This is a genomic window from Pseudomonas uvaldensis, from assembly GCF_021271205.1.
Taxonomy (GTDB): domain Bacteria; phylum Pseudomonadota; class Gammaproteobacteria; order Pseudomonadales; family Pseudomonadaceae; genus Aquipseudomonas; species Aquipseudomonas uvaldensis.
This window is the reverse complement of record NZ_JAIWKS010000008.1, coordinates 97,831-120,508: the sequence shown is the minus strand read 5'-3', so window position 1 is coordinate 120,508 and position 22,678 is coordinate 97,831. Positions and strand designations below refer to the sequence as shown.

Annotated in this window: 22 protein-coding genes, 4 tRNA genes and 1 pseudogene; 7 read left to right on the top strand and 20 right to left on the bottom strand. The window is 61.1% G+C overall.

Annotation, left to right across the window (positions count from 1 at the left end; genetic code table 11):
• The 3 genes from LCU97_RS19020 to LCU97_RS19010 form a co-directional block, all read right to left on the bottom strand.
• Window positions 1-531, bottom strand: coding sequence for an A24 family peptidase (locus LCU97_RS19020; protein WP_053150058.1), 531 nt, complete (start codon window positions 529-531; stop codon window positions 1-3).
• Between the two features lie 26 nt (window positions 532-557).
• Window positions 558-752, bottom strand: coding sequence for a Flp family type IVb pilin (locus tag LCU97_RS19015; protein ID WP_053150055.1), 195 nt, complete (start codon window positions 750-752; stop codon window positions 558-560).
• A gap of 153 nt (window positions 753-905) precedes the next feature.
• Window positions 906-1,100, bottom strand: coding sequence for a Flp family type IVb pilin (locus tag LCU97_RS19010; RefSeq protein ID WP_053150053.1), 195 nt, complete (start codon window positions 1,098-1,100; stop codon window positions 906-908).
• A 254-nt stretch (window positions 1,101-1,354) separates the two neighbouring features.
• Here LCU97_RS19010 and LCU97_RS19005 point away from each other — a divergent pair, with 254 nt between their 5' ends.
• Complete coding sequence (locus tag LCU97_RS19005; protein WP_053150049.1) at window positions 1,355-2,224, top strand: response regulator transcription factor; 870 nt, start codon at window positions 1,355-1,357, stop codon at window positions 2,222-2,224.
• Window positions 2,225-2,279: 55 nt separating this feature from the next.
• Here LCU97_RS19005 and LCU97_RS19000 read toward each other — a convergent pair.
• From LCU97_RS19000 to LCU97_RS18985, 4 genes are all read right to left on the bottom strand, one after another.
• Window positions 2,280-2,355: transfer RNA gene (locus tag LCU97_RS19000), tRNA-Gly, on the bottom strand.
• A gap of 3 nt (window positions 2,356-2,358) precedes the next feature.
• A tRNA-Glu gene (locus LCU97_RS18995) sits at window positions 2,359-2,434 on the bottom strand.
• 106 nt (window positions 2,435-2,540) lie between these two features.
• A tRNA-Gly gene (locus tag LCU97_RS18990) sits at window positions 2,541-2,616 on the bottom strand.
• Between the two features lie 2 nt (window positions 2,617-2,618).
• Window positions 2,619-2,694: transfer RNA gene (locus LCU97_RS18985), tRNA-Glu, on the bottom strand.
• A gap of 369 nt (window positions 2,695-3,063) precedes the next feature.
• Here LCU97_RS18985 and LCU97_RS18980 point away from each other — a divergent pair.
• Window positions 3,064-3,822 (top strand): VHS/ENTH/ANTH domain-containing protein, encoded by a 759-nt coding sequence (locus LCU97_RS18980; RefSeq protein ID WP_053150046.1) that lies wholly within the window; start codon window positions 3,064-3,066, stop codon window positions 3,820-3,822.
• Window positions 3,823-3,933: 111 nt separating this feature from the next.
• Here LCU97_RS18980 and LCU97_RS26915 read toward each other — a convergent pair whose 3' ends face one another.
• The 4 genes and pseudogenes from LCU97_RS26915 to LCU97_RS18965 form a co-directional block, all read right to left on the bottom strand.
• Window positions 3,934-4,797 carry a methyl-accepting chemotaxis protein gene (locus tag LCU97_RS26915; RefSeq protein ID WP_371259570.1) on the bottom strand — a complete coding sequence of 288 codons (864 nt, stop codon included), beginning with the start codon at window positions 4,795-4,797 and terminating at the stop codon, window positions 3,934-3,936.
• Window positions 4,795-5,859 (bottom strand): annotated as a pseudogene (locus LCU97_RS26910) (HAMP domain-containing protein); the annotation flags it as partial. The pseudogene LCU97_RS26910 and the gene LCU97_RS26915, both read right to left, overlap by 3 nt.
• A gap of 148 nt (window positions 5,860-6,007) precedes the next feature.
• Window positions 6,008-7,399 carry an aminotransferase-like domain-containing protein gene (locus LCU97_RS18970; RefSeq protein ID WP_053150039.1) on the bottom strand — a complete coding sequence of 464 codons (1,392 nt, stop codon included), beginning with the start codon at window positions 7,397-7,399 and terminating at the stop codon, window positions 6,008-6,010.
• 215 nt (window positions 7,400-7,614) lie between these two features.
• On the bottom strand, window positions 7,615-8,376 hold the full coding sequence (locus LCU97_RS18965; RefSeq protein WP_053150036.1) for an SDR family oxidoreductase: 762 nt from the start codon (window positions 8,374-8,376) through the stop codon (window positions 7,615-7,617).
• A 224-nt stretch (window positions 8,377-8,600) separates the two neighbouring features.
• On the opposite strand from LCU97_RS18965, the gene LCU97_RS18960 reads away from it, so the two are divergent.
• Window positions 8,601-9,605, top strand: coding sequence for an NADP-dependent oxidoreductase (locus tag LCU97_RS18960; protein WP_232777473.1), 1,005 nt, complete (start codon window positions 8,601-8,603; stop codon window positions 9,603-9,605).
• Window positions 9,606-9,663: 58 nt separating this feature from the next.
• Here the strand turns inward: LCU97_RS18960 and pyrF are convergent, their stop codons facing one another.
• The 9 genes from pyrF to LCU97_RS18915 form a co-directional block, all read right to left on the bottom strand.
• On the bottom strand, window positions 9,664-10,362 hold the full coding sequence (gene pyrF, locus LCU97_RS18955; protein WP_172679608.1) for an orotidine-5'-phosphate decarboxylase: 699 nt from the start codon (window positions 10,360-10,362) through the stop codon (window positions 9,664-9,666).
• Window positions 10,363-10,443: 81 nt separating this feature from the next.
• Window positions 10,444-11,481: an AI-2E family transporter gene (locus tag LCU97_RS18950; RefSeq protein WP_053150027.1), complete on the bottom strand. Its 1,038-nt coding sequence runs from the start codon at window positions 11,479-11,481 to the stop codon at window positions 10,444-10,446.
• A 62-nt stretch (window positions 11,482-11,543) separates the two neighbouring features.
• Window positions 11,544-12,350 (bottom strand): DUF4892 domain-containing protein, encoded by an 807-nt coding sequence (locus LCU97_RS18945; RefSeq protein WP_408636422.1) that lies wholly within the window; start codon window positions 12,348-12,350, stop codon window positions 11,544-11,546.
• 141 nt (window positions 12,351-12,491) lie between these two features.
• On the bottom strand, window positions 12,492-13,343 hold the full coding sequence (locus LCU97_RS18940; protein ID WP_232777471.1) for an alpha/beta hydrolase: 852 nt from the start codon (window positions 13,341-13,343) through the stop codon (window positions 12,492-12,494).
• On the bottom strand, window positions 13,340-14,134 hold the full coding sequence (locus tag LCU97_RS18935) for an alpha/beta fold hydrolase (protein WP_053150024.1): 795 nt from the start codon (window positions 14,132-14,134) through the stop codon (window positions 13,340-13,342). The genes LCU97_RS18940 and LCU97_RS18935 overlap by 4 nt, the downstream gene beginning before the upstream one ends.
• 193 nt (window positions 14,135-14,327) lie before the next feature.
• The gene (locus LCU97_RS18930) at window positions 14,328-14,771 is read right to left on the bottom strand and encodes a hotdog fold thioesterase (protein WP_053150021.1); all 444 of its coding nucleotides are present in this window, start codon (window positions 14,769-14,771) and stop codon (window positions 14,328-14,330) included.
• A gap of 149 nt (window positions 14,772-14,920) precedes the next feature.
• Window positions 14,921-15,373 carry a phosphohistidine phosphatase SixA gene (sixA, locus tag LCU97_RS18925; protein WP_232777470.1) on the bottom strand — a complete coding sequence of 151 codons (453 nt, stop codon included), beginning with the start codon at window positions 15,371-15,373 and terminating at the stop codon, window positions 14,921-14,923.
• A complete protein-coding gene (locus LCU97_RS18920; RefSeq protein WP_053150013.1) occupies window positions 15,370-15,717 on the bottom strand; it encodes a DUF4389 domain-containing protein in 348 nt (115 codons plus the stop codon). Before LCU97_RS18920 ends, sixA begins: the two co-directional genes overlap by 4 nt.
• Before the next feature lie 29 nt (window positions 15,718-15,746).
• Window positions 15,747-16,772, bottom strand: a complete 1,026-nt coding sequence (locus tag LCU97_RS18915; protein WP_053150010.1) for an NAD(P)H-dependent glycerol-3-phosphate dehydrogenase — start codon at window positions 16,770-16,772, stop codon at window positions 15,747-15,749.
• 198 nt (window positions 16,773-16,970) lie between these two features.
• Here LCU97_RS18915 and LCU97_RS18910 point away from each other — a divergent pair, with 198 nt between their 5' ends.
• The 4 genes from LCU97_RS18910 (at window position 16,971) to fabA (ending at window position 22,678) form a co-directional block, all read left to right on the top strand.
• Window positions 16,971-19,094, top strand: a complete 2,124-nt coding sequence (locus tag LCU97_RS18910) for a TonB-dependent receptor plug domain-containing protein (protein ID WP_232777535.1) — start codon at window positions 16,971-16,973, stop codon at window positions 19,092-19,094.
• On the top strand, window positions 19,095-20,027 hold the full coding sequence (locus LCU97_RS18905; RefSeq protein WP_232777469.1) for an ABC transporter substrate-binding protein: 933 nt from the start codon (window positions 19,095-19,097) through the stop codon (window positions 20,025-20,027).
• Window positions 20,024-21,925, top strand: a complete 1,902-nt coding sequence (locus LCU97_RS18900; protein ID WP_232777468.1) for an ATP-binding protein — start codon at window positions 20,024-20,026, stop codon at window positions 21,923-21,925. Before LCU97_RS18905 ends, LCU97_RS18900 begins: the two co-directional genes overlap by 4 nt.
• Window positions 21,926-22,162: 237 nt before the next feature.
• Window positions 22,163-22,678 (top strand): 3-hydroxyacyl-[acyl-carrier-protein] dehydratase FabA, encoded by a 516-nt coding sequence (fabA, locus tag LCU97_RS18895; RefSeq protein WP_003204400.1) that lies wholly within the window; start codon window positions 22,163-22,165, stop codon window positions 22,676-22,678.

Below are 22,678 nucleotides of genomic sequence, written 5' to 3'. Positions count from 1 at the left end.
CTAGACTCCCCAGCCACCGGCAACCAATTGCCAGTAGACGCTGTTCAAGGTGCCGATCAGGATCGCAATCGAATAGGGAAAGGGTTTGCCGGCCACTTCATCGGCCGTGGGCGCCAGATAAGACTGGGCGCGGACAATCAGCCAGTAACGCCCGAGGGTCTGAAGCAGTTGGCCGCGGGCCAGGACGATCAGGAAACCGCACACGCCGCCGGCGATCAGGCTGAACAAGGCCGCCCACAATGCGTAATGGAAGGGCAGGAAGCTGCCGACCATGGTCATCAGCTTGACGTCCCCGGCCGCCATACCGCCCACTGCGTACATGGGCAAAAACAAACCGAAGCAGATCAGCATGCCCAGCAGGCTGTCGCCCAGCCCGCCGATGCCGGCTGTATAGACCTGGCTGGTCAGTCCAAGGGCAAGCCCCAACAGGACAAGCATGTTGGGTATGCGGTGGCGAAGCAGATCGCTTGCCACCGCTACGCCCAAAAGTCCCAGCAGTAGTACCGTCGACACCAGCAATTCCATGGACATGGCGCGTCTCCCGGTTGCGGTTATCGTCAGCAGGCGACGTTGCCATTGACGGCCTGGCACAGCGCACGGATCTTGGTATCCACAGCGCCGCCCAACAGTACGAAGGCCGCGGCCACCGCCACGGTGATCAAACCACCCGCCACCGCATATTCAACGATGGTCAGGCCCTCTTCGTCCTTCAAGAACTTACGGATGGAAGTTCTGAGTGTGTGCAGAGTCATTTTATTTACCTCAACTTCATAAGTTGTATGGCGAATAACTGGTGGTCGGGGACAACGCGAAGTCCGTTTGAATAAGTGGGTTGTACTCACAGCAAAAGAGTCGCAAGCGCTATTCCATGACAGTTGCCGTGTCCCCCATTTCAAGTGTTGCGATCAGCAGGCAACGTTGCCGTTGACGGCCTGGCACAGAGCACGGATCTTCGTGTTCACGGCGCCGCCCAGAAGAACGAAGGCCGCGGCAACCAATACCGTGATCAACCCACCGGCCACTGCGTATTCCACAATGGTCAGTCCATCTTCATCTTTGGCGAACTTCATTACCGAAGCCTTGATAGTTTGAAGAGTCATTTCGCACACCTCATCGGGGTTGTTTAAAAGGCAGTACATTGCGAACTGCCTGATGCAACCCTAGTCAGGGGGGCGGTATAGCCGTTAGGAGGATTTTGCACATCGCTAGGATTTTTTTGCGCAAAGACTGCGGGGCAAAGCTCAATCAGGTATCGCGATGAGAAAGAGGTTTCTTATAGAAATTTATTCGGCGCGGTGATAGCACATTGGCAATACTTCCGGCTAAAGGACAGGAAGAACCACTGAGTACGCACATGACGTCGAATCTGACCGGTAAGCCAAGGTTATTGTGGTTCGATCTGACCCGCGATCGCTCCACACAGGAACTCATCACCCAGTTCGAGACCACGTGTATCTGCACGGTGGCAAAAAATGCCGCGCTGCCCACCGGGGAACAGGTCGACATGATCTGCATCCATTTTGACAGGCCAGACACGCCGGGCTTGAGGCGCCTGCTGGAGATCAAGCGCACCGTGCCTGCTATCCCGATCACCATGTTCACCGTACAGCACTCCGAAGAACTGGCGGTCTGGGCCATGCGTTCCAGCGTCTGGGAATACATGGTGCTTCCCCTGTCAGCCACAGAAAGAAAGCGCTACCTGGCCGCCGTGGTGCAGTTATGCGAGTTGCGGCGCAATAACGGCAGCCGTGGCAAGACTTCGCTGATTGACCACGCGCCCATCTTGCCGGACAGCATCCGCCTGACCTCAGGACACCAGAAACACCAGGCGCTCAGCCACATCATGCTGTACATCGACCAGCATTTTCGCGAAAGCATTGATCAACGGGACCTGGCCAAGCGTTGCGGCATGACCACATTTCGCTTCAGTCGACTGTTCAAGGAGGCCAACGGACTGGGCTTCACCGACTACGTGCTGAACAAACGCATGAGCTTTGCCAAGGATCTGCTGGATAACAGCGAGATGCCCATCACCAGCATCGGCTACGAGGCCGGTTTTAAGGATCCGTCCTACTTCGCCCGCGCTTTCAAGCAATTCGCCAACTGCACACCCAGCGAATACCGTTTGGCGCGTCATATGCGAACAGCGATCGCCATCCAGCCCTCGCCGGAAGAAACCAGCGTCGAGGCGCTTGAGAATCTGGTCCATAGCCTGGAGGACTGAACGCTTTTTCACAGGCATAAAAAAACGCCGCTCATTGAACGGCGTTTTTTGAATTTGGAGCGGGAAACGAGACTCGAACTCGCGACCCCGACCTTGGCAAGGTCGTGCTCTACCAACTGAGCTATTCCCGCAAATGGCGTCCCCTAGGGGACTCGAACCCCTGTTACCGCCGTGAAAGGGCGGTGTCCTAGGCCACTAGACGAAGGGGACACGCTGCCCGGAACACATTGGTGTGTGTTCCAGTGCCCAGACCCGCATCCGAAGATATCGTTTCTGGTTTCACTCAACCCTGCCCTGAAGCAAGATTGTTTAAAATTGGAGCGGGAAACGAGACTCGAACTCGCGACCCCGACCTTGGCAAGGTCGTGCTCTACCAACTGAGCTATTCCCGCATTGGCGTCCCCTAGGGGACTCGAACCCCTGTTACCGCCGTGAAAGGGCGGTGTCCTAGGCCACTAGACGAAGGGGACACACGTACAACATTCACTGCTTATCGCGTTTGGCTGAGTGCTTTACGCTGTAAGTGGCGCGCATTCTATGGATGGTTGGGCAGGTCGTCAACCCCCAGATATAAATTTATTTAAATCAATGACTTCCCCCGGTTTGAAGGCCTATTCGGACATTTTGCCCGTCCAGTCTCTGACGCCTATATTCCGGCGCCCGCCAAGACGCTATAGTCGCGCCGGACAAATAGTGGCAATGTGCATCCAGTTCGCGGGCGCCCTGTAACGGCATGACGCCCGTCTAATGTCGTCTTGCGGGCCTATGCGCTTAAAAGCCAAGCCACTACACTGAAGTATGCGAACCCTATAAAAGAGGTCTTACCGGTGACACCACTCATGATCACCCTGCTCGTCGTAGCCGGGATCGCACTGTTGATCGCCATTGGTTACATGAACCACGTGGCAGAGAACAACAAGCTGGAAAAGGCCCGCACCAAGGTTGAACTCAACGACCGCCTGCGTCGTTGCGGCGAACTCACCGAAACCTTTCCTGGCCAATTGATGACGCCGGCCCTGAAGCTGTTGATCACCCGTCTGGAGATCAACGTTTGCCAGCGCTTGCTGAATATGGAGAAGAGTAATGCCGCGGTAAAGGCGCGCCTGGACGAACTCAACGCGCTGGCCGCCCAAGGCGAATCGATCCCGGTGAACAATCCACCGGCGCCCATCCTGACAGAAGCCAAGGCCAAGGACGTGCGTTTTTTGCTCGAAGCCCTGCATGGCCAGATTACCCGGGCCGCCCAGGACGGTTTCCTGCCCCCCAACGAAGCCAAGCGCTGGATTCGTGAAGTACGGCACATCCTGGTCCTGCTGCACATCGAATTCTTCAACAATCTCGGTCAACAGGCCCTGCAACAGGAACAACCCGGGCAGGCGCGCCTGGCGTTCGAGCGCGGCGTGCAGTACCTGCGCAAACAGCAGGAACCCCAGGTCTACGCCGAACAATTGGCCTATCTTGAAAAACTTCTGGAGCGCGCCAATGCCATGGTCCTGGCCAGCACCAAGGCAGCCGAAGACGAAGTCAACCAGTTGTCCGCCGGGCTCAAGGAAGTCGAAGAGGAATCGGAGTGGAAGAAGAAAAGGGTCTACGACTGAGTGACCCGGTACACCCGAAGGCCCTGAGGGAGCAAAGCTTGCTCGCGATAGGGGCGCCTCGAGTCCCGAGGGCCCCCACGCTCTTCATCGCGGAGCCTTCTTCCTACAGGCTTACAATTTGAAATGCCCTACCATCCCCTTCAACTCAACGCCTAACTGCGCCAGTTCAATGCTGGACGCGGCGTTGCCCTGCATCGCCAGGGACGACTGATCGGCGCTGGCGCGGATGCTGGTGACACTGCGATTGATCTCCTCGGCGACCGAACTCTGCTGCTCGGCTGCTGCCGCAATCTGCTGGTTCATCTGTTGGATCAACGACACCGCTGTCGCGATGCTGCCCAACGCGCTTTCGGTCTGTAGCGCATCGCTGACCGCCATCTTCACCAGCTCGCCACTGCTCTGAATCTGTTGCACGGACGTCTGGGCTGCCGCACGCAAGGCGCTGACCAGTCGTTCGATTTCCTCGGTGGACTGTTGCGTGCGCCGTGCCAGGGCGCGTACCTCATCGGCCACCACCGCGAATCCCCTCCCCTGTTCGCCAGCCCGTGCCGCCTCGATGGCCGCGTTGAGCGCCAGCAGGTTGGTTTGCTCGGCCACGCTCTTGATCACACTCAACACTGTGCCAATGTTCTGGATTTCAGCGCTGAGGCTTTCGATGCTGGAGCTGGCCGAAGTGGCCGAATCGGCCAATTGCTCAATGCGCACCATGCTCTGGCGTACCACCTGCTGGCCGCTTTCGACCTTGTCATCGGCGGTCTGGGCCGCCTGGGCCGCTTCTTCGGCATTGCGCGCCACATCGTGTACCGTGGCGGTCATCTGGTTCATGGCCGTGGCGACTTGCTCGGTTTCCTCTTTCTGGCTGCTGACTTCCAGGTTGGTCTGTTCGGTCACGGCCGAGAGGGACTGGGCGGAATTGGCCAATTGTTCGATCCCGGCCTGCAAGCCGCTGACAATGCTGCTCAGTCCGGCCCCCATCTGCTGCATCGCCAGCATTAACTGACCGATTTCATCCCGACGCGTCACCTCGATCGTTGCGCTCAAGTCGCCCGAGGCGATCTGCTGAGCCACGCGGATGACACTGCGCAGCGGTGCAACGATCAGACGAGTGATGACCCAGGCCGCGATCAACCCCACCAGCAAGGCCAGGGCCGACGAACCGACGATCAGCAAGGAGTTTTTCTTCAGTTCCGCCTGCATGGCACCGTCTTCGGCGTTGTAGGCCTGGTTGACCCGTTCCACGACTTGGTCGGCGCGTTCATGCAATTGCCGGTAGACAATCTTTTCCTTGGCCAACAGGCCGGTGTAGTCGGCAAGTTGCTGCTTGAATCCGGCAATATGCCCGGCCACTTCGTTGAGCACGGTCTGGTAACCCGCGTCCTTGACGGCGGTCTTGAGCACTTCGGCCTGCTTCATGGCCTGCTCGGCCTGTTCGATGTCGCCTTGCCCTGCTTCTTCATTGCCTTTGCGGCTCTGGTCGAGGCGCACCCGCGCTTCGTTCATGGCCTGCAGCATCAACCGTGACACTTCGCTGACCTGGTTGGCCTGTTCGATGAACTCGGCTCCCTCCTTGCCTTCGGAATCTTTCAGGGTATAGGCGCCATCATCCGCCAGGCCTGCTTGCAGCACATCCAGGTTATTGGCGACGCTGGAAACCGACCAACTGGCCATTTCCAACGCCAGTTCCTTGCTCTGGTTCAATTCGACAAATTCATCGAACGCCTTGCGATAAGCCGCCAGGGCCTGTTCGACGTCATTCATCACCGGCACGTTGGCAGTCGATTTCGCCTTGAGTCCGTTGGCCAGGGCAAGCAGCCCGTCGACACCCTGGCGCAGGGCATCGACGGTCTTGGGGTCGGAGCGCAAGGCATATTCCTGCTCCAGCAACCGGACCTTGAGCAGTTCGCTGTTAAGGGCCGACATCTGTTTCAAACCACCGAAGCGCTGGCTGATGGTTTGCAGGGACCAGACACCGATGGCCGCCACCACAGCAGTGAGCAACAGAACCAGGACAAACCCGATCCCCAATTTCTTTGCCATACCCAGGTTGGCAAAACGTCCTTGCACGGCCGAAATCATTGCGCTCAGTCCTCTGCCAGTGTGTGTGATCGCAGATTCGCAATCAGACACCCTTCAACACAAGATGCTGGCGTCGGAATAATGGCAAAAAGCTACAGCCCCGTCGTTTTCAGAACACTGGAGGTCGATCCAAAGCCGTTGCCCGGAAGAACGCCAGTGCCCTGGGATCCCGGGCATAGGCCACATTGATCCGTAGCCAGTCGCTTTCGGCGCCTGAAGGGCTGAACGCCGTACGCGATGACAACAATACGCCGAACCGCTTGGCCAGGCGCTGTAAGCCAGCGTAGTCGCACAAGGGCGGACGCGCCCAGATGAACAGTCCTCCCGCCGGCTTGCCGAAGACTGTCCAGTCGGCATCTTCCAGCACCTGCAGCACCGCCGCCATGTCGACATTCAGACGTTGCCGTTGACGCTGGGTCAGTTTGCGATAGGCACCATTGGCCAACAGGCTGGCCACAACCGATTCACAGAACCGCGAACCGCCCATGCTGGTGATCCCCTTGACCTCGCTCAGTCGCTCGATGACATCGGGCCCGGCCACCACAAAACCTACCCGCAACGAACTGCTCAGGGTTTTCGAAAAACTGCCAACGTAAAGAACATCCGCATCCAGCGCTGCCAGCCGAGTCCGCGCGGTGCCCTGGAAGTCAGCGTAGACATCGTCTTCGACTACCAGCATGGCGTGCTTCCTTGCCAGTTGAAGCAACCGCTGGGCCACAGCCGGCGCCAGGCTGCTTCCGGTCGGGTTATGGCAGGCACTGTTGACGAACAGGGCGCTGGGCCGGTGACTGGCCAACAGCGCTTGCAGCGCATCGACATCCGGGCCTCGCGGCGTCCTGGGTAACTCAATCATGTCGATGCGGTGAAGCCTGAGTAACTCGAACAGGCTCGAATAACCGGGACTTTCCACCACGACACAGCATCCCGGCCGAAGCAGAGTCCGCACGATCAGGTCCAGCCCATGGGTCGCCCCCGTCGTGGTCAGGATCCGGCTTACGTCGGCATCGATATTGAGCTGCCTCAAACGCCTGGACAGTTGCTCGCGCAATGCGGGCAGCCCCAACGGCGTGCTGTAGTTGAACAGCCCCGCCATGTCGGTGCGGGTCACCTGACGGATCGCATAACCCAGGTCATCGCTTTCGCGCCAGCGCTCGGGCAGCCCGCCCGCGCCCAGTTGCAGCTCCCACTGTGCGTCGTCTACGCGGCCGACCTGGATGAACGGCGCCTCGTCCGGCCAGTCGCCGGATGCGGACCCGGCCAGAGGTGGTGGAGCCACGAAAAAGCTTGAGCCATGACGGGACGCCAATATGCCCTGGGCAACCAGGCGCTCACAGGCTTCATTCACACTGGACTGGCTGAGCAGGTTATCCCGTGCCAGTTGCCGAATGGAGGGCAGGCGCGTCCCCGGTTGCACCGCATCCTGTCGAATCCAGCCGGTCAGTGCGTCGACAATTTGCTGCACGACAGGCACCAGGGCCTGTCGGTCGATTCTCAATTCCATGAGTAACCAAGCTCCTAAGCGTTTGTTTTATTTCTGGAAACAGTTTGCTTTTAGGGAAACAGTTAAGCACAGGGTGCTCGGAAAGGAGGTACGACAACGCCGCCAAAATCGCTGAATCTCATCCTTTGAAACACATTGGCGGGACATTGGAGAAGTTTTCCATCTTTCAAGAAAAAAGCCCGCAACCAGTGCGGGCTTCTTCCTACAAGCTTGCTTCAAAAAGCCGTAACGCCGCCGTCCACCGCCAACGAATGACCGGTGGTGAATGCCGCGCCGTCACTGCACAGATACAACACGGCGCAGGCGATTTCCTCGACCTTGCCGATACGTCCCACGGGATGCATGGCGTTGGCGAATTCGCCCTTTTTCGGGTCAGCTTCATAGGCACGACGGAACATGTCCGTGTCGATCACCGCCGGACAGACCGCATTCACGCGGACTCCCTTCTTGGCGTATTCGATGGCAGCGGATTTGGTCAGGCCGATCACAGCGTGCTTGGAAGCCGCATAAATGCTCATTTTCGGCGCCGCGCCCAGGCCGGCCACCGAGGCGGTATTGACGATGGCGCCACCGCCCTGGGCCAGCAGCAACGGCAATTGGTATTTCATGCACAACCAGACGCCTTTGACATTGACGCCCATGATCGCGTCGAACTCATCGAGCGTACCGTCGGCCAGCTTGCCCTTCTCGATTTCGATCCCGGCATTGTTGAAGGCGTAATCGAGGCGACCGTACGTATTGATCACTTCACTCATCAGGTTTTGCACTTCGCTTTCCTGGGTCACATCGCAGCGCACGAATACCGCCTCGCCGCCCGCGTCCAGAATCGACCGCACCGTGTCTTCGCCACCAGCCCTGTCCAGATCGGCCGCCACCACTTTCAACCCTTGCGCCGCGAACGCCTGGGCAGTGGCGCGGCCAATGCCTGCGGCGGCGCCCGTGACTACGACGACCTGTCCGGAAAACGTCATGCTCATTGTCTGTTCCTCGAAGGATGCGGGATCAGGCCAGTGTAGCCACAGCCTTGCGGCACACGGCAGCACTATCCAGGTGCCGGTTGGGTGTTCATGGGTAGCAGTGATAACAGGCCGGGCGGCGATATCACTGCGTTGGATCGGCGTGCATTCGCTGTGTCAGCAAACCTTGCGACAAATCCTTCAAGGGTCTATCAACAAGGCTTCATTCATCTTGAGTGCCAGCCATGACTGCCCAGAACAATCGACAGTTCCTGCTCGCCAAACGCCCGGTAGGCGCCGCGACCCGTGAGACGTTTACTTATCAGCAAGTGCCGGTCGGCGAACCGGGGCCCGGCCAGATTCTGGTCAAGAACGAATATCTGTCCCTGGACCCGGCCATGCGCGGCTGGATGAACGAGGGCAAGTCCTACATTGCTCCGGTCGGCATTGGTGAGGTGATGCGTGCCCTGGGCGTGGGCCAGGTGATTGCCTCGAACAACCCGGCATTTGCAGTCGGGGATTACGTCAACGGCGCCTTGGGCGTGCAGGACTATTTCCTGGGTGAGCCAAGAGGCTTCTACAAGGTCGATCCGAAACTGGCGCCGCTGCCACGTTATCTGTCCGCACTGGGCATGACCGGCATGACCGCCTACTTTGCCTTGCTGGACGTCGGTGCCCCCAAGGCCGGCGAAACGGTGGTGCTGTCGGGTGCCGCCGGCGCCGTGGGCAGCGTCGCCGGGCAGATCGCCAAAATCAAAGGCTGCCGGGTGGTGGGCATCGCCGGTGGTGCCGACAAATGCAGATTCCTGATCGATGAGCTGGGGTTCGACGGTGCCATCGACTACAAGAGCGAAGATGTCCATGCCGGACTCAAGCGCGAATGCCCCAACGGCGTGGATGTGTATTTCGACAATGTCGGGGGCGATATTCTGGATGCGGTACTCAGCCGCCTGAACCTCAAGGCCCGCGTCGTTATTTGCGGCGCCATCAGCCAGTACAACAACAAGGAAGCCGTAAAAGGCCCGGCCAACTACTTGTCGCTGCTGGTGAACCGGGCGCGCATGGAAGGCTTCGTGGTCATGGACTACGCCGCGCGGTTCGCCGCTGCGGGACAGGAAATGGCCGGCTGGATGGCCAAGGGGCAGCTCAAAAGCAAGGAAGACATCGTCGAGGGGCTGGAGACATTCCCCGAGACGCTGACCAAGTTGTTCAGCGGGGAAAACTTCGGAAAGCTCGTGCTAAAGGTCTGACGCAGAACACTTGTAGGAGCGGGCTTGCTCGCTCCTACAAGGGAACGTCAGTGTTCGATCAGGCCAGTTCGGCCACCACCGCCGCCAATGCCTTGGCGGGGTCGGCGGCCTGGCTGATGGGGCGGCCGATCACCAGGTAATCGGAGCCGGCGTCCAGGGCCTGGCGCGGGGTCAGGATGCGGCGCTGATCGTCCTGGGCGCTGCCTGCCGGACGGATTCCCGGGGTCACCAGTTGCAAGGACGGGTGCGCCGCCTTCAGGGCCTGGGCTTCCTGGGCCGAACAGACCAGGCCATCCAGCCCCGCCTTCTGCGCCAGCGCCGCCAGGCGCAGTACCTGCTCCTGGGGCTCGATGTCCAGGCCGATGCCCGCCAGGTCCTCGCGCTCCATGCTGGTCAAAACCGTCACACCGATCAACAGCGGTTTCGGACCGCTGCGCTGATCCAGTACGTCACGGCAGGCAGCCATCATGCGCAAGCCGCCGGAGCAGTGCACATTGACCATCCACACACCCATCTCCGCGGCAGCCTTGACGGCCATGGCGGTGGTATTGGGAATGTCGTGGAATTTCAGGTCCAGGAACACTTCGAACCCCTTGTCACGCAGGGTGCCGACAATCTCCGAAGCGCAGCTGGTGAACAGCTCCTTGCCAACCTTGACCCGGCAGAGGCTGGGGTCCAGCTGGTCGGCCAGCTTCAGGGCGGCGTCACGGGTAGGGAAATCCAGGGCGACGATGATGGGCGTCTGGCAGGCGGACATGAGCGGGCTCTCAGGCAAGTCGAAATCGGCGCGCATTGTAGCGGAACCAACGCCCCTGCGGGACCCGATGATCGGTAAATCTCATCGCGCCTGGCTCTTGCTCCAGTCCGTCAACAGGCTGTATGCCACGGCCAACAAGGTCGGGCCGATGAACAGTCCGATGAAGCCGAACGCGATCAACCCGCCGAACACCCCCAGCAACACGATGACCAACGGCAGGTTCCCGCCGCGGCTGATCAGGTAAGGCTTGAGCACGTTGTCCACGCCGCTGATGATGAACGTACCCCAGATGCCCAGGAATACCGCCATCCCGTATTCGCCCTTCCACACCAACCAGGCCGTGGCAGGAATCCAGACCAGCGGAGGCCCCATGGGGATCAGGCTGAGCAGGAAGGTGACGATCCCCAGCACCAGGGCACCCGGTACCCCGGCAATCAGGAAGCCGATCAGCGCCAGTACGGCCTGGGCCGCGGCGGTGCCGATCACACCGTTGACCACCCGCTGTACCGTACCGGCCACCAGCTCGATGTAGTAACCGGCACGGTCACCGATCAGGCGCTCCAGCAAACCGTGGACAAACGCCGCCAGTCGCGGGCCGTCACGGTAGAAAAAGAACACGAACACGATGCTCAGGGTCAGTTCGAGGATACCGCCGCCGATCTGCTTGCTGCGGGCCAGCAGCCAGTTGCCGACTTGTCCCAGGTACGGCTTGATGGACACCATCATTGCCGCGCCCTGCTGATCGATGCTGTTCCAGATCGCCGTCAGCCGCCCGCCCACCAGCGGCAAGCCGGCCAGCCATTGGGGCGCGTCCGGCAGCCCGTCGACCTGCACGTCCCGGATGAATGCCGTCGCGTCGCGCACATGGTCGGCCAGGTTGGAACCCAGCCATACCAGCGGGACTGCCACCAACAACATCCAGCCAAGGGTGAGCAGTCCCGCCGCCAGGGATTCGCGTCCATTGAGCCAGCGGGTCAACAGGCGCATCAGCGGCCAACTGGCGAACGCCAGCACCGCGCCCCAGAACAGCGCCGACCAGAACGGCGCCATCACCCAGAGGCTTGCACCGAACAACACCAGGAGCAGGATCTGCACCAACAGCCGATCGTTATTGAGCATGTAGGGTCTCGGAAAAAGAACAGGGTCGAGGCAACGGCAAGCAGCCCGTTGCCCGAAACAGCTTATCGCAGCAGCTCAAGGTGCAGGCCCGCGGTATCGCCACCGGCGGCCTCCATCCGCGCCGCTCGCACCCCCTGGCTCGCCAGCGCCTCTCGCCAGGCCTCGGCCTTGGGTCCCGAGAGGCTGACCCGCAGGCCAGTGTCCAGGTTCAACGCCCGGGCCAGCAAGCGCAGCCAGGCTTCGTCCGGATCGCCAACCAGGCGCGGCAAGTCCAGCACACCGGTGTCCTTGAGCTGGCGCAACAACGTGGCAGACGTCGGTAGGAGGTCGCCCAGGGGAGCGCTCGCCTCGAACTGCTCGACGTGCAGATAAGCCTTGCGATTACCGCGGGTGATCCCGTACAGCGCGATCAGCGTGTTGTCCGTCGGCGGCGCCAGGCGCAGCAGCAGGTAAGCCTGACCGTTGTCGGCACCGTAGAGTTTGGCATTGCCGAACACATCGTTGGCCCAAAGGCTGCTTTCGCCGCAATCGCGGGCCTGGCACCAGAACAGCAATTCGGCGCCCTGTTTCTGCAACGCTTCGCGAGCGGCGGTGAACCCTTGGGTGGCGGAATGTTCCGGCGGCAACTCGTAAGTGACCGACGTGGTGTTGCCACGGGCATCGACCTGACCGTCGAAACGTAACTGGCCACTGATCTTGCGGATCGCGCCCAGGGGGTAGATCCGCTCCTGATCCTGGCCTTGCCGGTAATCGACGATCCGCGCATCGGGCAGGCGCGGCACGCGCGCCAGATCCTGACTACCGGGCACATCGGCGGCGAACGCGTTCTGGCCCAGCCAGGCCAGCGCCAGCAGTGCGAATGATGGGATGGATGATTTCATTGGATCGACTTGGCCCGGATTACTTGCACAAGACCGGCGTCGGCCGTGGGCCGCGAGGCGGGTAAACAGAGATCTGTCATGGTTGTCTCCCTTTCAACTCGCCCAGCCTCGACAGTTGCCCGTCGCAAGTCAAGAAACGGTGAAAAACCGATTGAAACAGTCTGCTACAAGCGCCGCACCGGATTCATCGTTCAAGTGCAAATGATGGCCGCCAGGCAACTGCTCATGACTGAAGGGTAGACGTTCCAGCAACTCGGGATGGCGGACGAGCATGCCTTCCGCCGCCACGATCAGGTGGGCCGGGCAACCGACCCGCGTTACGAAGGTCATGGCCTGCTCGTTGGTCAGGCGCAGCGGCGACGGCAACATCAGGCGATTGTCGGTGCGCCAGGTGTACCCGCCGGGCACCGGCATCAGACCGCGCTGGGCCAGCAGCTCGGCCGCCTCGCGGCTCACGGCTACCAGCCCTTTCATGCGGGCTTCGATGGCGCGGTCGAGGGTCTTGTAGACCGGTTTGGTTTTTTTCAGCAAATCCAACTGCGCCTGCAGCGCCATGCCCATGCGTTCGGCTGCGTTATCGCCCGGGGCGGTAGGGGGAATCACACCGTCGATCAGCCCAAGGTGCGTCACCCGCTCCGGCAATGACCCGGCCAGCACCAACGACACGACGGCGCCCAGGGAATGCCCCAGCAGGGCGAAACGCTGCAAGCCCAGTTGTTCGGCGACCTGCAGCACATCATGGGCATAGTCCCACAAGGCGTAACCGGCACCGGGCGGGCGATGCCCCGAATGACCGTGGCCGGCCATGTCCAAGGCAATGATGCGCAATCCTTCGAGCCGGGGAGCCAGGCGTGCGAAGCTGTTGGCATTGTCGAGCCAGCCGTGCAAGGCGATCACCGGCCGCCCGTCTTCCGGTCCGAACAGGTGGGCGGCCAGCTCGATGTGAGGCAGGCTCAGGCGCACTTCCTCGACTGTATTCATGCACTGCGCCCCTCCCAGCGCTGGAACAGATCTTTGAGCAGGTTCGCCGTGTCCAGGGGACGTTCCAGGGGAAACATATGCCCGCCGGGCATGCTCAGGGCCTCGCCACGGGGCATGCGCCCCACCGTGCGAGTGTGATGACGCATCACCACGCGACTCTGGCGACCGCGCACCACCGCCAACGGTACCTTAAGCTTGCGGGGCCGACCAGGGCTGGTGTGGGGCACGCCGCGATAAATGCTGATCTCCGTGGCCGGGTCGAAACGCAGTCGCAGCCGGTCGCCGACCGGTTGGAGACCATGTTGCAAGTAAGCGTCGAAACAATCCGGATCGAAGCCACGGAACAGTGTCTTGCCGGAAAAATACTGCCGGGCCGAATCCAGATCCGCGAATTCCTCGCGTCGCCCCAGGGTGCGGCCGGCCGGCGTCAGGCGGTCGATGAAGCCCAGGCGCTTGGCGGCCAGGATCACCCACTGATCGGCGCGGGTCAGCACCGGCGAATCGAGCATGACCACGCCGCGATACAACTGGGGACAACGCAACGCGGCATGCAGGTGCAGCACCCCACCGAGGGAATGACCGACACCCCACACCGGCTGCGGTTGCTGTTCCAAATGATGAATGAGCTCATCCACCAGATTGTGCCAATTGTCGTCGACCGGAAAACGCGGGTCATGGCCATGGGTTTCCAGATACGTCACCTGGAACTGCGGCGCCAGCGCGGCAAACAGTTTGCCGTAGGTGGCCGAAGGGAAACCATTGGCGTGGGCGAAGAATATGTGTTGCGGCATGACGGCCAATCCATCGAGGAAACTGGAGCCGATTGTCCGCACAACCCTGCGGGGCGGCAATGACCGTAAATGACAGGAATGATGACAGTCGGGATTGAACGATGGGGCAGCCGGGTTTTCAAACTGAGCAAGGTCGATGTGGCGAGGGGATAAATCCCCTCGCCACAAGGTCCCGCATTCTACGATCCAGACCTCAACGCGCCGGCGGCTGCTCGCCCAGCGGCACCACGGCCATGGTCAACCGTGACACGCAGTTGACCTTGCCTTCATCGTTGGTCAGGCGGATATCCCAGACCTGGGTGGTGCGCCCCAGGTGGATCATCCGGGCCGTGGCCGTCACCCGGCCGCTGCGCACGCCACGCAAATGGTTGGCGTTGATCTCCAGGCCCACGCAATAGTATTTGCTGGTATCCACGCACAGATAGGCGGCCATGGATCCGACCGTTTCAGCAAGTACCACCGAAGCCCCGCCATGCAACAGGCCGAACGGCTGGTGGGTGCGGTGATCGACGACCATGCTGGCGGTCAGGGACTCGTCGTCGAACGATTCGAAACGAATGTCCAGCACCTCGCTGATGGTGTTCTTACCGGCGGCGTTCAGTTGCTCGATGTTGGGGGTGGTGCGCCACAGACTCATCGTTGCCTTTCCTTCATGTTGTTATTTGCGCAGGATTCAATATCTGTAGGAGCAAGGCTTGCCCGCGATGCTGGCGCCGCGGTGGATCAGGGCTGTGGGTGTCGATGCCATCGCGGGCAAGCCTTGCTCCCACAGGTGCGTTTTTTCAGTCAGGGGTGCTTGATGCCCTTGAGCGTCATCGCGCCGGCCAGCGGCAGGTCGCCTTCCAACTCCGCCAACCCAGCTGTGTGCACCTGCTCAGGTTGTTGCAGATGACCGTGCTGCGCCAGGCCAAGCAGGCTGCCCACCAGCGGGTTATGACTGACCAGCAGCACATTATCCCGGTCCCTGAGGTGTTCCAGGACGGTTTGCGGCGGGGTTTGCGGGGTGAGCCAATCAACCGTGAGCAGTTCCGGTTCGAAACCCAGCACCTCTCGCACCAGTTGCGCGGTTTGCTGGGCACGCACGTAGGGGCTGGCATAAATCGCGGTCAACGGTCGCCCGATCAGCTCGGCGGCGCTGCGCAACACTTCTTCGCGACCGTGAGCGGTCAGCGCCCGCTCGGGATCGGGACGGGAGCCGTGAGGCTCGGCCTCACCATGGCGCAATACCCATACGTTCATAGCTTGGGCTCCTCATCCCGGACCGGATGCGGAGCCGGCGCCACGGCATGCGGCGCTTCCCCTTCCGGCGCACGCGGGGTCGGCCAATCCGCAAACGGCCAGGGCTTCTGGTCACTGTGAAAGGTGCCGAATCGACCGATCTGAGCCAGGAACTGACTCAGGCTGTCGCCGAAGTTCATCAGGCCGGCGCTGGGTGCGCCGTAAATCAATCGATAAATCAATTGCACAAGTACCACGGCGCCGAGGATGAATTGCGCCACCTGCCAGACCAACAGGTAGATGATCATCCACAACACGCGTAACAGAATGGACTCGTATTGGGCTTCGCCCTTGGGATCGTTCATGGTTCGCTCCTGTCCTGTATCGCAGAGGCTCAGTTGAAGCCGCTGGTGGAAATGAAATCGACATCGGTCTTCGGTTCGCCGCGCATCAACAGTTCGATGACCTGCTCCAGCGTGCGCCCTTCGAACAGGATCGCATGCAACCCGGCGACCAGCGGCATGTAAACCCCCGTCTCCTGGGACTTGGCCTTGAGCACCTTGAGGGTATTGACCCCTTCGGCCACTTCTCCCAACCGGGAGACGGCCTCGTCCAGGCTCAGGCCCTGGCCAAGGGCGAAACCGACCTGGTAGTTACGACTCTTGGGCGACGAACAAGTCACGATCAGGTCGCCCACGCCGGCCAGCCCGAGGAAGGTCATCGGGTTGGCGCCCTGGCTGACGGCAAAACGGGTCATTTCCGCCAGCGCCCGGGTGATCAGCATGCTCTTGGTGTTTTCCCCCATCCCCAGCGCCACCGCCATGCCGGCGATGATGGCATAGACGTTCTTCAACGCCCCGCCCAGCTCCACACCGAAACGGTCGGCGCTGGCATAAACCCGGAAGGTGCGACCGTGAAGGGCTGCCTGGACCCGCTGGCACAGTTCTTCGTCTTCGCTGGCCACCACAGTGGCGGTCAAGGCGTGCTCGGCGATTTCCCGCGCCAGGTTCGGCCCGGAGATAACCCCGATCCGCGCCTTGGGCGCGATGTCTTCGAGGATCTCGCTCATCAGCTTGAACGTCTGGGCCTCGATACCCTTGGTCAAGCTGACCAGCAGTTTGCCGCTCAAGCGCTCGGCATGGGGCGCCAGCACCGAACGCAAGGCGCTGGATGGCAAGGCGACGAAAAACAGATCACTGCCGTCGAGTGTCGCCTGCAGGTCGGTCACGGGCTCCACTTCCGGGCGGATCTTGATGCCCTTGAGGTAACGCGGGTTCTCGCGATTGACCCGAATGGCCTCGGCCTGCTCGGGGTCTCGCATCCATTGGCGTACAGCGTGGCCGTTTTCGGCCAGCAGATTGGCCACGGCGGTACCGAAACTTCCGCCCCCCAGAACCGCAATCGGGCGCTGTTCAGTCATATGCAATCCGTTCATCCATACCAAGTGGCGATGCCGGGCATTATACGGAGCGGCCGAAAGCCGACCAGCCCTCTGTGATGACCCGCAGTCGTAGGAAGCTGACCACCAATTGCTAGGAAAATGCTATCAACTCAACTGGAAAAGTCGCTCAGCTCAGTTAACATGCCTGCCATCCGTCTGCTACCCAAAGGCTATGCCGTGTCCGTTGGCCCCTTTCGCCCAGGTTCGTCGCTGCTATTGGCGCTGCTCATCAGCCCGCCTGTATGGGCCGACGACTTGTTTGTCGACAGCCAGCCCCTGCCTCAAGTCTTGACCGCGACGCGACTCAAGCAATCGCCGGCGGCGGTGCCGGGCAGTATGACCGTGCTGGACAGCGAGTTGATCAAGGCCAGTGGCGCCCGGGACATCAGCGAACTGTTGCGCCTGGTGCCGGGCATGATGGTCGGCAACCTGAGCGGCAACCAGCCCACCGTGAACTACCACGGCACCAACGCCAGCGAAGCCCGTCGCATGCAGGTGTTGATCGATGGCCGCTCGGTGTACCGCGCCGGCCTGGCCACGGTGGACTGGAGCGACATTCCGGTGGCCATGGAAGACATCGAGCGGATCGAAGTCTTCCGCGGCCCCAACACCGTCAGCTACGGTGCCAACGCGCTGATGGCGGTGGTCAATATCATCACCCGCGCCCCGGCCGACAGCCACGGCACCCGGCTGAAAATGACCCGGGGCCAACGGGGTATCAGCGACTGGTACGCCAGCCAGGGCAGCGGCTGGGATGGCGGTGACATGCGGCTCTCGCTGTCCGGCCAGGAAGACGATGGCTTTGACAGCAACCGCAACGGCGCCGACTACCGCGACAGTCGACGCTTGAACCGCTTCAACCTGTCGGTCAGCCAGACCCTCGACGAGCAGCAGAGCATCGACTGGCAGTTGAACGCCAAGGACGGGACCAACCAGCGGCCCTACACCTACAAGCCAGTATTTGCCGGGATCACGGCCGCTGGGGATAACTCCGACGTCATTGCCAAGGATTATGCCGGTTCGCTGCGCTGGAACCTGGACCTGGACCCCGACCACAGCCTTTATGTACAAGGCTCGTTCCAGCATTGGGATCGCCAGCAAACCTGGCGTGCCTGTGATGCCGAGGTGTCCTTCAGTCCACAGTTGACCGATCTCTGGCAGCTCAACCCCAACTACGCCGAGAAACTGGCGCGCAACATGCCCACCTACACCAATACCGGTGCACCGCCCGGTACGGCGCAGGAACAGGCGCTGGCCAACCAGGTGCTCGATCAGTGGCGCAACGGTGCATCGCGGACGTTGTGCGGCGATATTGATCAGAGTGCCCGGGAATCGCGCTACGACCTGGAAATCCAGGATACGTTGAGCCTGTCCGACAGCCTGCGACTGGTCACCGGGGCGAATTATCGCTACGACCGGGCCGACTCCGAGACCTATTTCAACGGCACCCTGGACGACACCACCTGGCGGCTGTTCGGCCAGTTCGAGTGGCGAGCCACCGAGCACTGGCTGCTGCAGGGCGGCGCCATGTTCGAAGACACCCGCCTGACCGGCAGTTCGCTGACGCCGCGAGTGGCGGTCAACTACCTGATCACGCCACGCCATGGCCTGCGGGCGGTTTACTCCGAGGCGGTGCGCTCACCGGACATGTTTGAGAACAACGTCAACTGGAGTTACCAAGTCACCAACCTGCAGCCCGGCGCCTTCGGCCGCAACAGCGCCCGATACTTCGTCCAGACCCGTGGTCCGGGGAACCTCGACCAGGAGCACATGCGTTCCCGGGAACTGGGCTATAACGGTTACTTCATGGATTTGGGCCTGTCGGTCGACGTAAGGCTGTTCCACGACGAAATCACCGGCATGATCAGCGAACCGCTGCGCAACAACCAGTACATCGCCAGCAACTCCAATGAATCGCAATTTTCCGGGGCCGAAACCCAGCTCGATTGGCGCCTGACCAACGCCGACCGCCTGCGACTGACCTATGCCTATGTCGATGCGCTGGCCAGCAACCCCCTCGACGAACAACTGACCGCCCGCAACAGCGGATCTGCCGGCTGGCTGCGGGACTGGGGCCAGGGTTGGAACAGCTCAGTGTTCTATTACGCCGCCGATGCCCTCAACGGTTATCGCTTCGAACGGGTCGACACCCGCCTCGCCCGCCGCATCCCGTTGGGCAAGGCCAACCTGGAACTGGCGGGAGTCCTGCAAGAACGCCTGGACAATCAGCCCACCACATTCGTCGATAACCGCTACGACTCCCGACACGTCCTTTATTTCAGCGCGGAGTTGTCCTTCTAGATGTTCCGGGGCCGATCTCCCACCAGGCCATTTTCCGGCCGCCTGCCGCTGGCGCTGTGCCTGGTGCTCGCCGGCTGGTTGGCGGTGATCGAGGCCCGGGCCGCCGAGATCCTGCTCACGGGCGCCCAGGACAGCCCCGGTGTGCAATCCTTCACCCAGGCCTTGAAAGCCCTGCGTCCGGACGACACAGTGCGGTTCACTCCGCTGGCAAACCTGCCGGCGCCGGACAAGTTGCCCGCTGAAACCCGATTGGTCCTGCTGGATTTACCCAGCCTCGATTGGCGCCTGCAAGCCCATCAAGGACCGGCCACGCTGGTGCTGCGGATCAGCCGCCTGCAAGCGCGGGATCGCCTGGGTGAAACGACGCCCTCTCAGCTGAGCCTGCTGTGGAGCGATCCTCCCGTGGGGCGACAATTGCGGCTGATTCGCTCGGTGCTCCCGCAGGTGCGCAGAGTCGGCGTGCTGTATGACGGCCACAGTGAGTTTCTGCTCAAGGAAATCCGCCAGGTCGCGGCACCGTTGGGCTTGGAGATCGTGACCGAACGCTGGAACGACACCAATGACAGCCGCCCCCTGCAGGACCTGCTGGGCCAGAGCGATGTGTTGCTGGGCCTCGATGATCCCGACCTGTACAACCCCAAGACCGTGAAGAACCTGCTGCTCAGCAGCTATGCCAGGCAGCGCGCGTTGATCGGGCCAAGCGCGGCCTTCGTCAAGGCCGGTAGCCTGGTCAGTACCTACAGCGACCAGGAAGACTGGCTGGCGATTCTCGACGAGTTGCTTGACCGTCCCGCCTCCAGTTGGCCGCGCACCTTGTATCCGCCCCGCTTCAAAGTCTTGAGTAACCGCCAGGTTGCACGTTCCCTGGGGATCGAACCGATCGATACCGAATCCGTCGCTTCGCAGTTGGCCGAAGGAGAACAACGTCCATGACCTTGCGTCGCCGTTGGGATATCAATACCCGCACCCAGCTCATCTCCCTCGGCCCGGCATTGCTGCTGACCGTGTTGTTGATCAGTTTCTTTACCTTCGTGCGGATCCAGGACTTGCGCCAGGAACTCAATCACACCGGCCAACTGATCGCCAACCAACTGGCCCCGGCCACGGAATACGGCGTAATCTCCGGCAACAACGAGGTGCTGGAAAGTCTGCTCACCGCCACCCTGGCCACGCCCCACGTGCGCTTCCTGGAAGTTCAGGACGCCACGGACCGGGTGTTGGTGTATGTCGAACAGCCGGCGCAGAACCGCAGCCATTCCCAGCAAATCGAAGTCTTCCAGGCGCCGGTGCGCCTGCAACGCATCGCCCTGAACAATGATTTCCTGCAAAGCAACAATCCGACCGTCGAGACGTCCGGCGAAGATTACCTGGGCCGGGTGGTCGTCGGCATGTCCAGCGACGCCTTCAGCCAACGGCAACAGGAGATTCTGCTAAAGGCCGCGATCCTGGCGCTGTTTGCCTTGCTCTTCACTTTTCTGGTGGCGCGCCGCCTGGCTTCGAACCTGTCCCGGCCGATCCGCGACATCGGCGATGCGGTCAAGGCCATCCAGCAGGGCGACTACAGCAAGCCCCTGCCCATCGTCGACGACGCCGAACTCGGGGCCTTGTCGCGGCATATCAACAACCTGGCCGACGGGCTGGAGCAAGCCAGCCGGGAACAGCACCAGGCCATGGCACAGTTGATCAAGACCCGCGAAGAAGCGGAAAAGGCCAACAGCGCCAAGTCCGAGTTCCTGGCGATGATGAGCCATGAACTGCGTACCCCCATGAACGGTGTGCTGGGCATGCTGCAACTGCTGGAAACCACCCGGATGACCGAGGAGCAGCACGAGTACACGGCGCTGGCTTCGGAATCCACCGAACACCTGTTGAAGGTGATCAACGACATCCTCGATTTCTCGCGCATCGAACGCTCGGCCCTGGAGCTGGAGCACATCCCGTTCAACCTGGCGGAACTGGTGAGCAGTTGTGCGCAGTCCTTCCAGCACAGCGCCGCACAACGCAAACTGGGCCTGGACCTGCTGATTCCCGACGACATGCATGCCCTGCGGGTACAAGGCGATCCGACGCGGATCAGGCAGATTCTGGTGAACCTGATCGGCAACGCGCTGAAGTTCACCGAGCAAGGTCGCGTTACCGTGCAATGCCAGTGGCAGGCCCTGGATCACGAACTGCTGTGGTTTACCTGCGCAGTACGCGACAGCGGCATTGGCATTCCGGCCGAAAGCCTGGAACGCATGTTCGACGCCTTCCAGCAGGCGGACAGCTCCATCTCCCGACGCTACGGCGGCACCGGCCTGGGCCTGCCCATTGCCAGGACTCTGGCCGAACGCATGGGCGGTACCCTGCGGGCGCAGAGCGAAGAAGGCCAGGGTTCGGTGTTTACCCTGGAGATTCCCCTGGCGTTGTCTACGCAGAGCCCACCGGTCCTGGCGCCTCGATTGCCTGGCGACAAGGGAGACGGCGAAGGCCGTCATGTGCTGCTGGTGGAGGACAATCCGGTCAACCAGACCGTGATCGAAGCCATGTTGCGCAGCCTGGGCTTCACCGTGAGCATCGCTTCCGACGGCGCCCAGGCCATACGCAGCGCCGAAAGCCTGATGTTCGACTTGATTCTCATGGACTGCAGGCTACCCCTGGTCGATGGCTACGAGGCCACGCGACAGATACGCCAGCTGCCGGGCTGCGGCACGGTGCCCATCGTCGCGTTGACGGCCAACGCGCTACAAGGCGACCGCGAAGCCTGTCTGACGGCAGGCATGAACGATTACCTTGCAAAACCCTTCAAAAGAACTGATCTGCAGCAAATTATGCAGCGTTGGGTGCATTAGTAACCCATGTGGCTGGCGTGGAAAGCGAAAGTGCGGCAGTCTTAGGCACCCGACGAGCCTCGACTGGGGGCTTGAATTAATATTTCAGTGCACAGGTGTTCATTCATTTGCCTCTGCGCTGTGACTTTCACTACAACGCAATAGTCTATGGGTAGGCTGCCGATTCGAGGCATGAACGCTTCGATCGGCCGGGAAGATTCGCCCCACCCTGCCGCATGGGATTATTGAGGAGCTCGCATGACCAAACAAAACGCCTTTACCCGGGAAGATCTGCTGCGCTGCAGTCGCGGTGAGCTGTTCGGCCCAGGTAACGCGCAACTGCCCGCCCCGAACATGCTGATGGTGGACCGTATCACCCATATCAGCGAAGAGGGCGGCAAGTACGGCAAAGGTGAATTGGTCGCCGAGCTGGATATCACTCCGGACCTGTGGTTCTTCGCCTGCCATTTCGAAGGCGATCCGGTGATGCCGGGCTGCCTGGGCCTGGATGCCATGTGGCAGCTGGTCGGTTTTTTCCTCGGCTGGCAGGGTCTGCCGGGCCGCGGTCGCGCCCTGGGTTCGGGCGAAGTGAAGTTCTTCGGTCAGGTCCTGCCGACCGCGAAGAAAATCACCTATAACATCCATATCAAACGCGTCCTCAAGGGCAAGCTGAACATGGCCATCGCCGATGGTTCGGTGGCTGTCGACGGTCGCGAGATCTACACCGCCGAAGGCCTTCGGGTTGGCGTTTTCACCTCCACTGACAACTTCTAA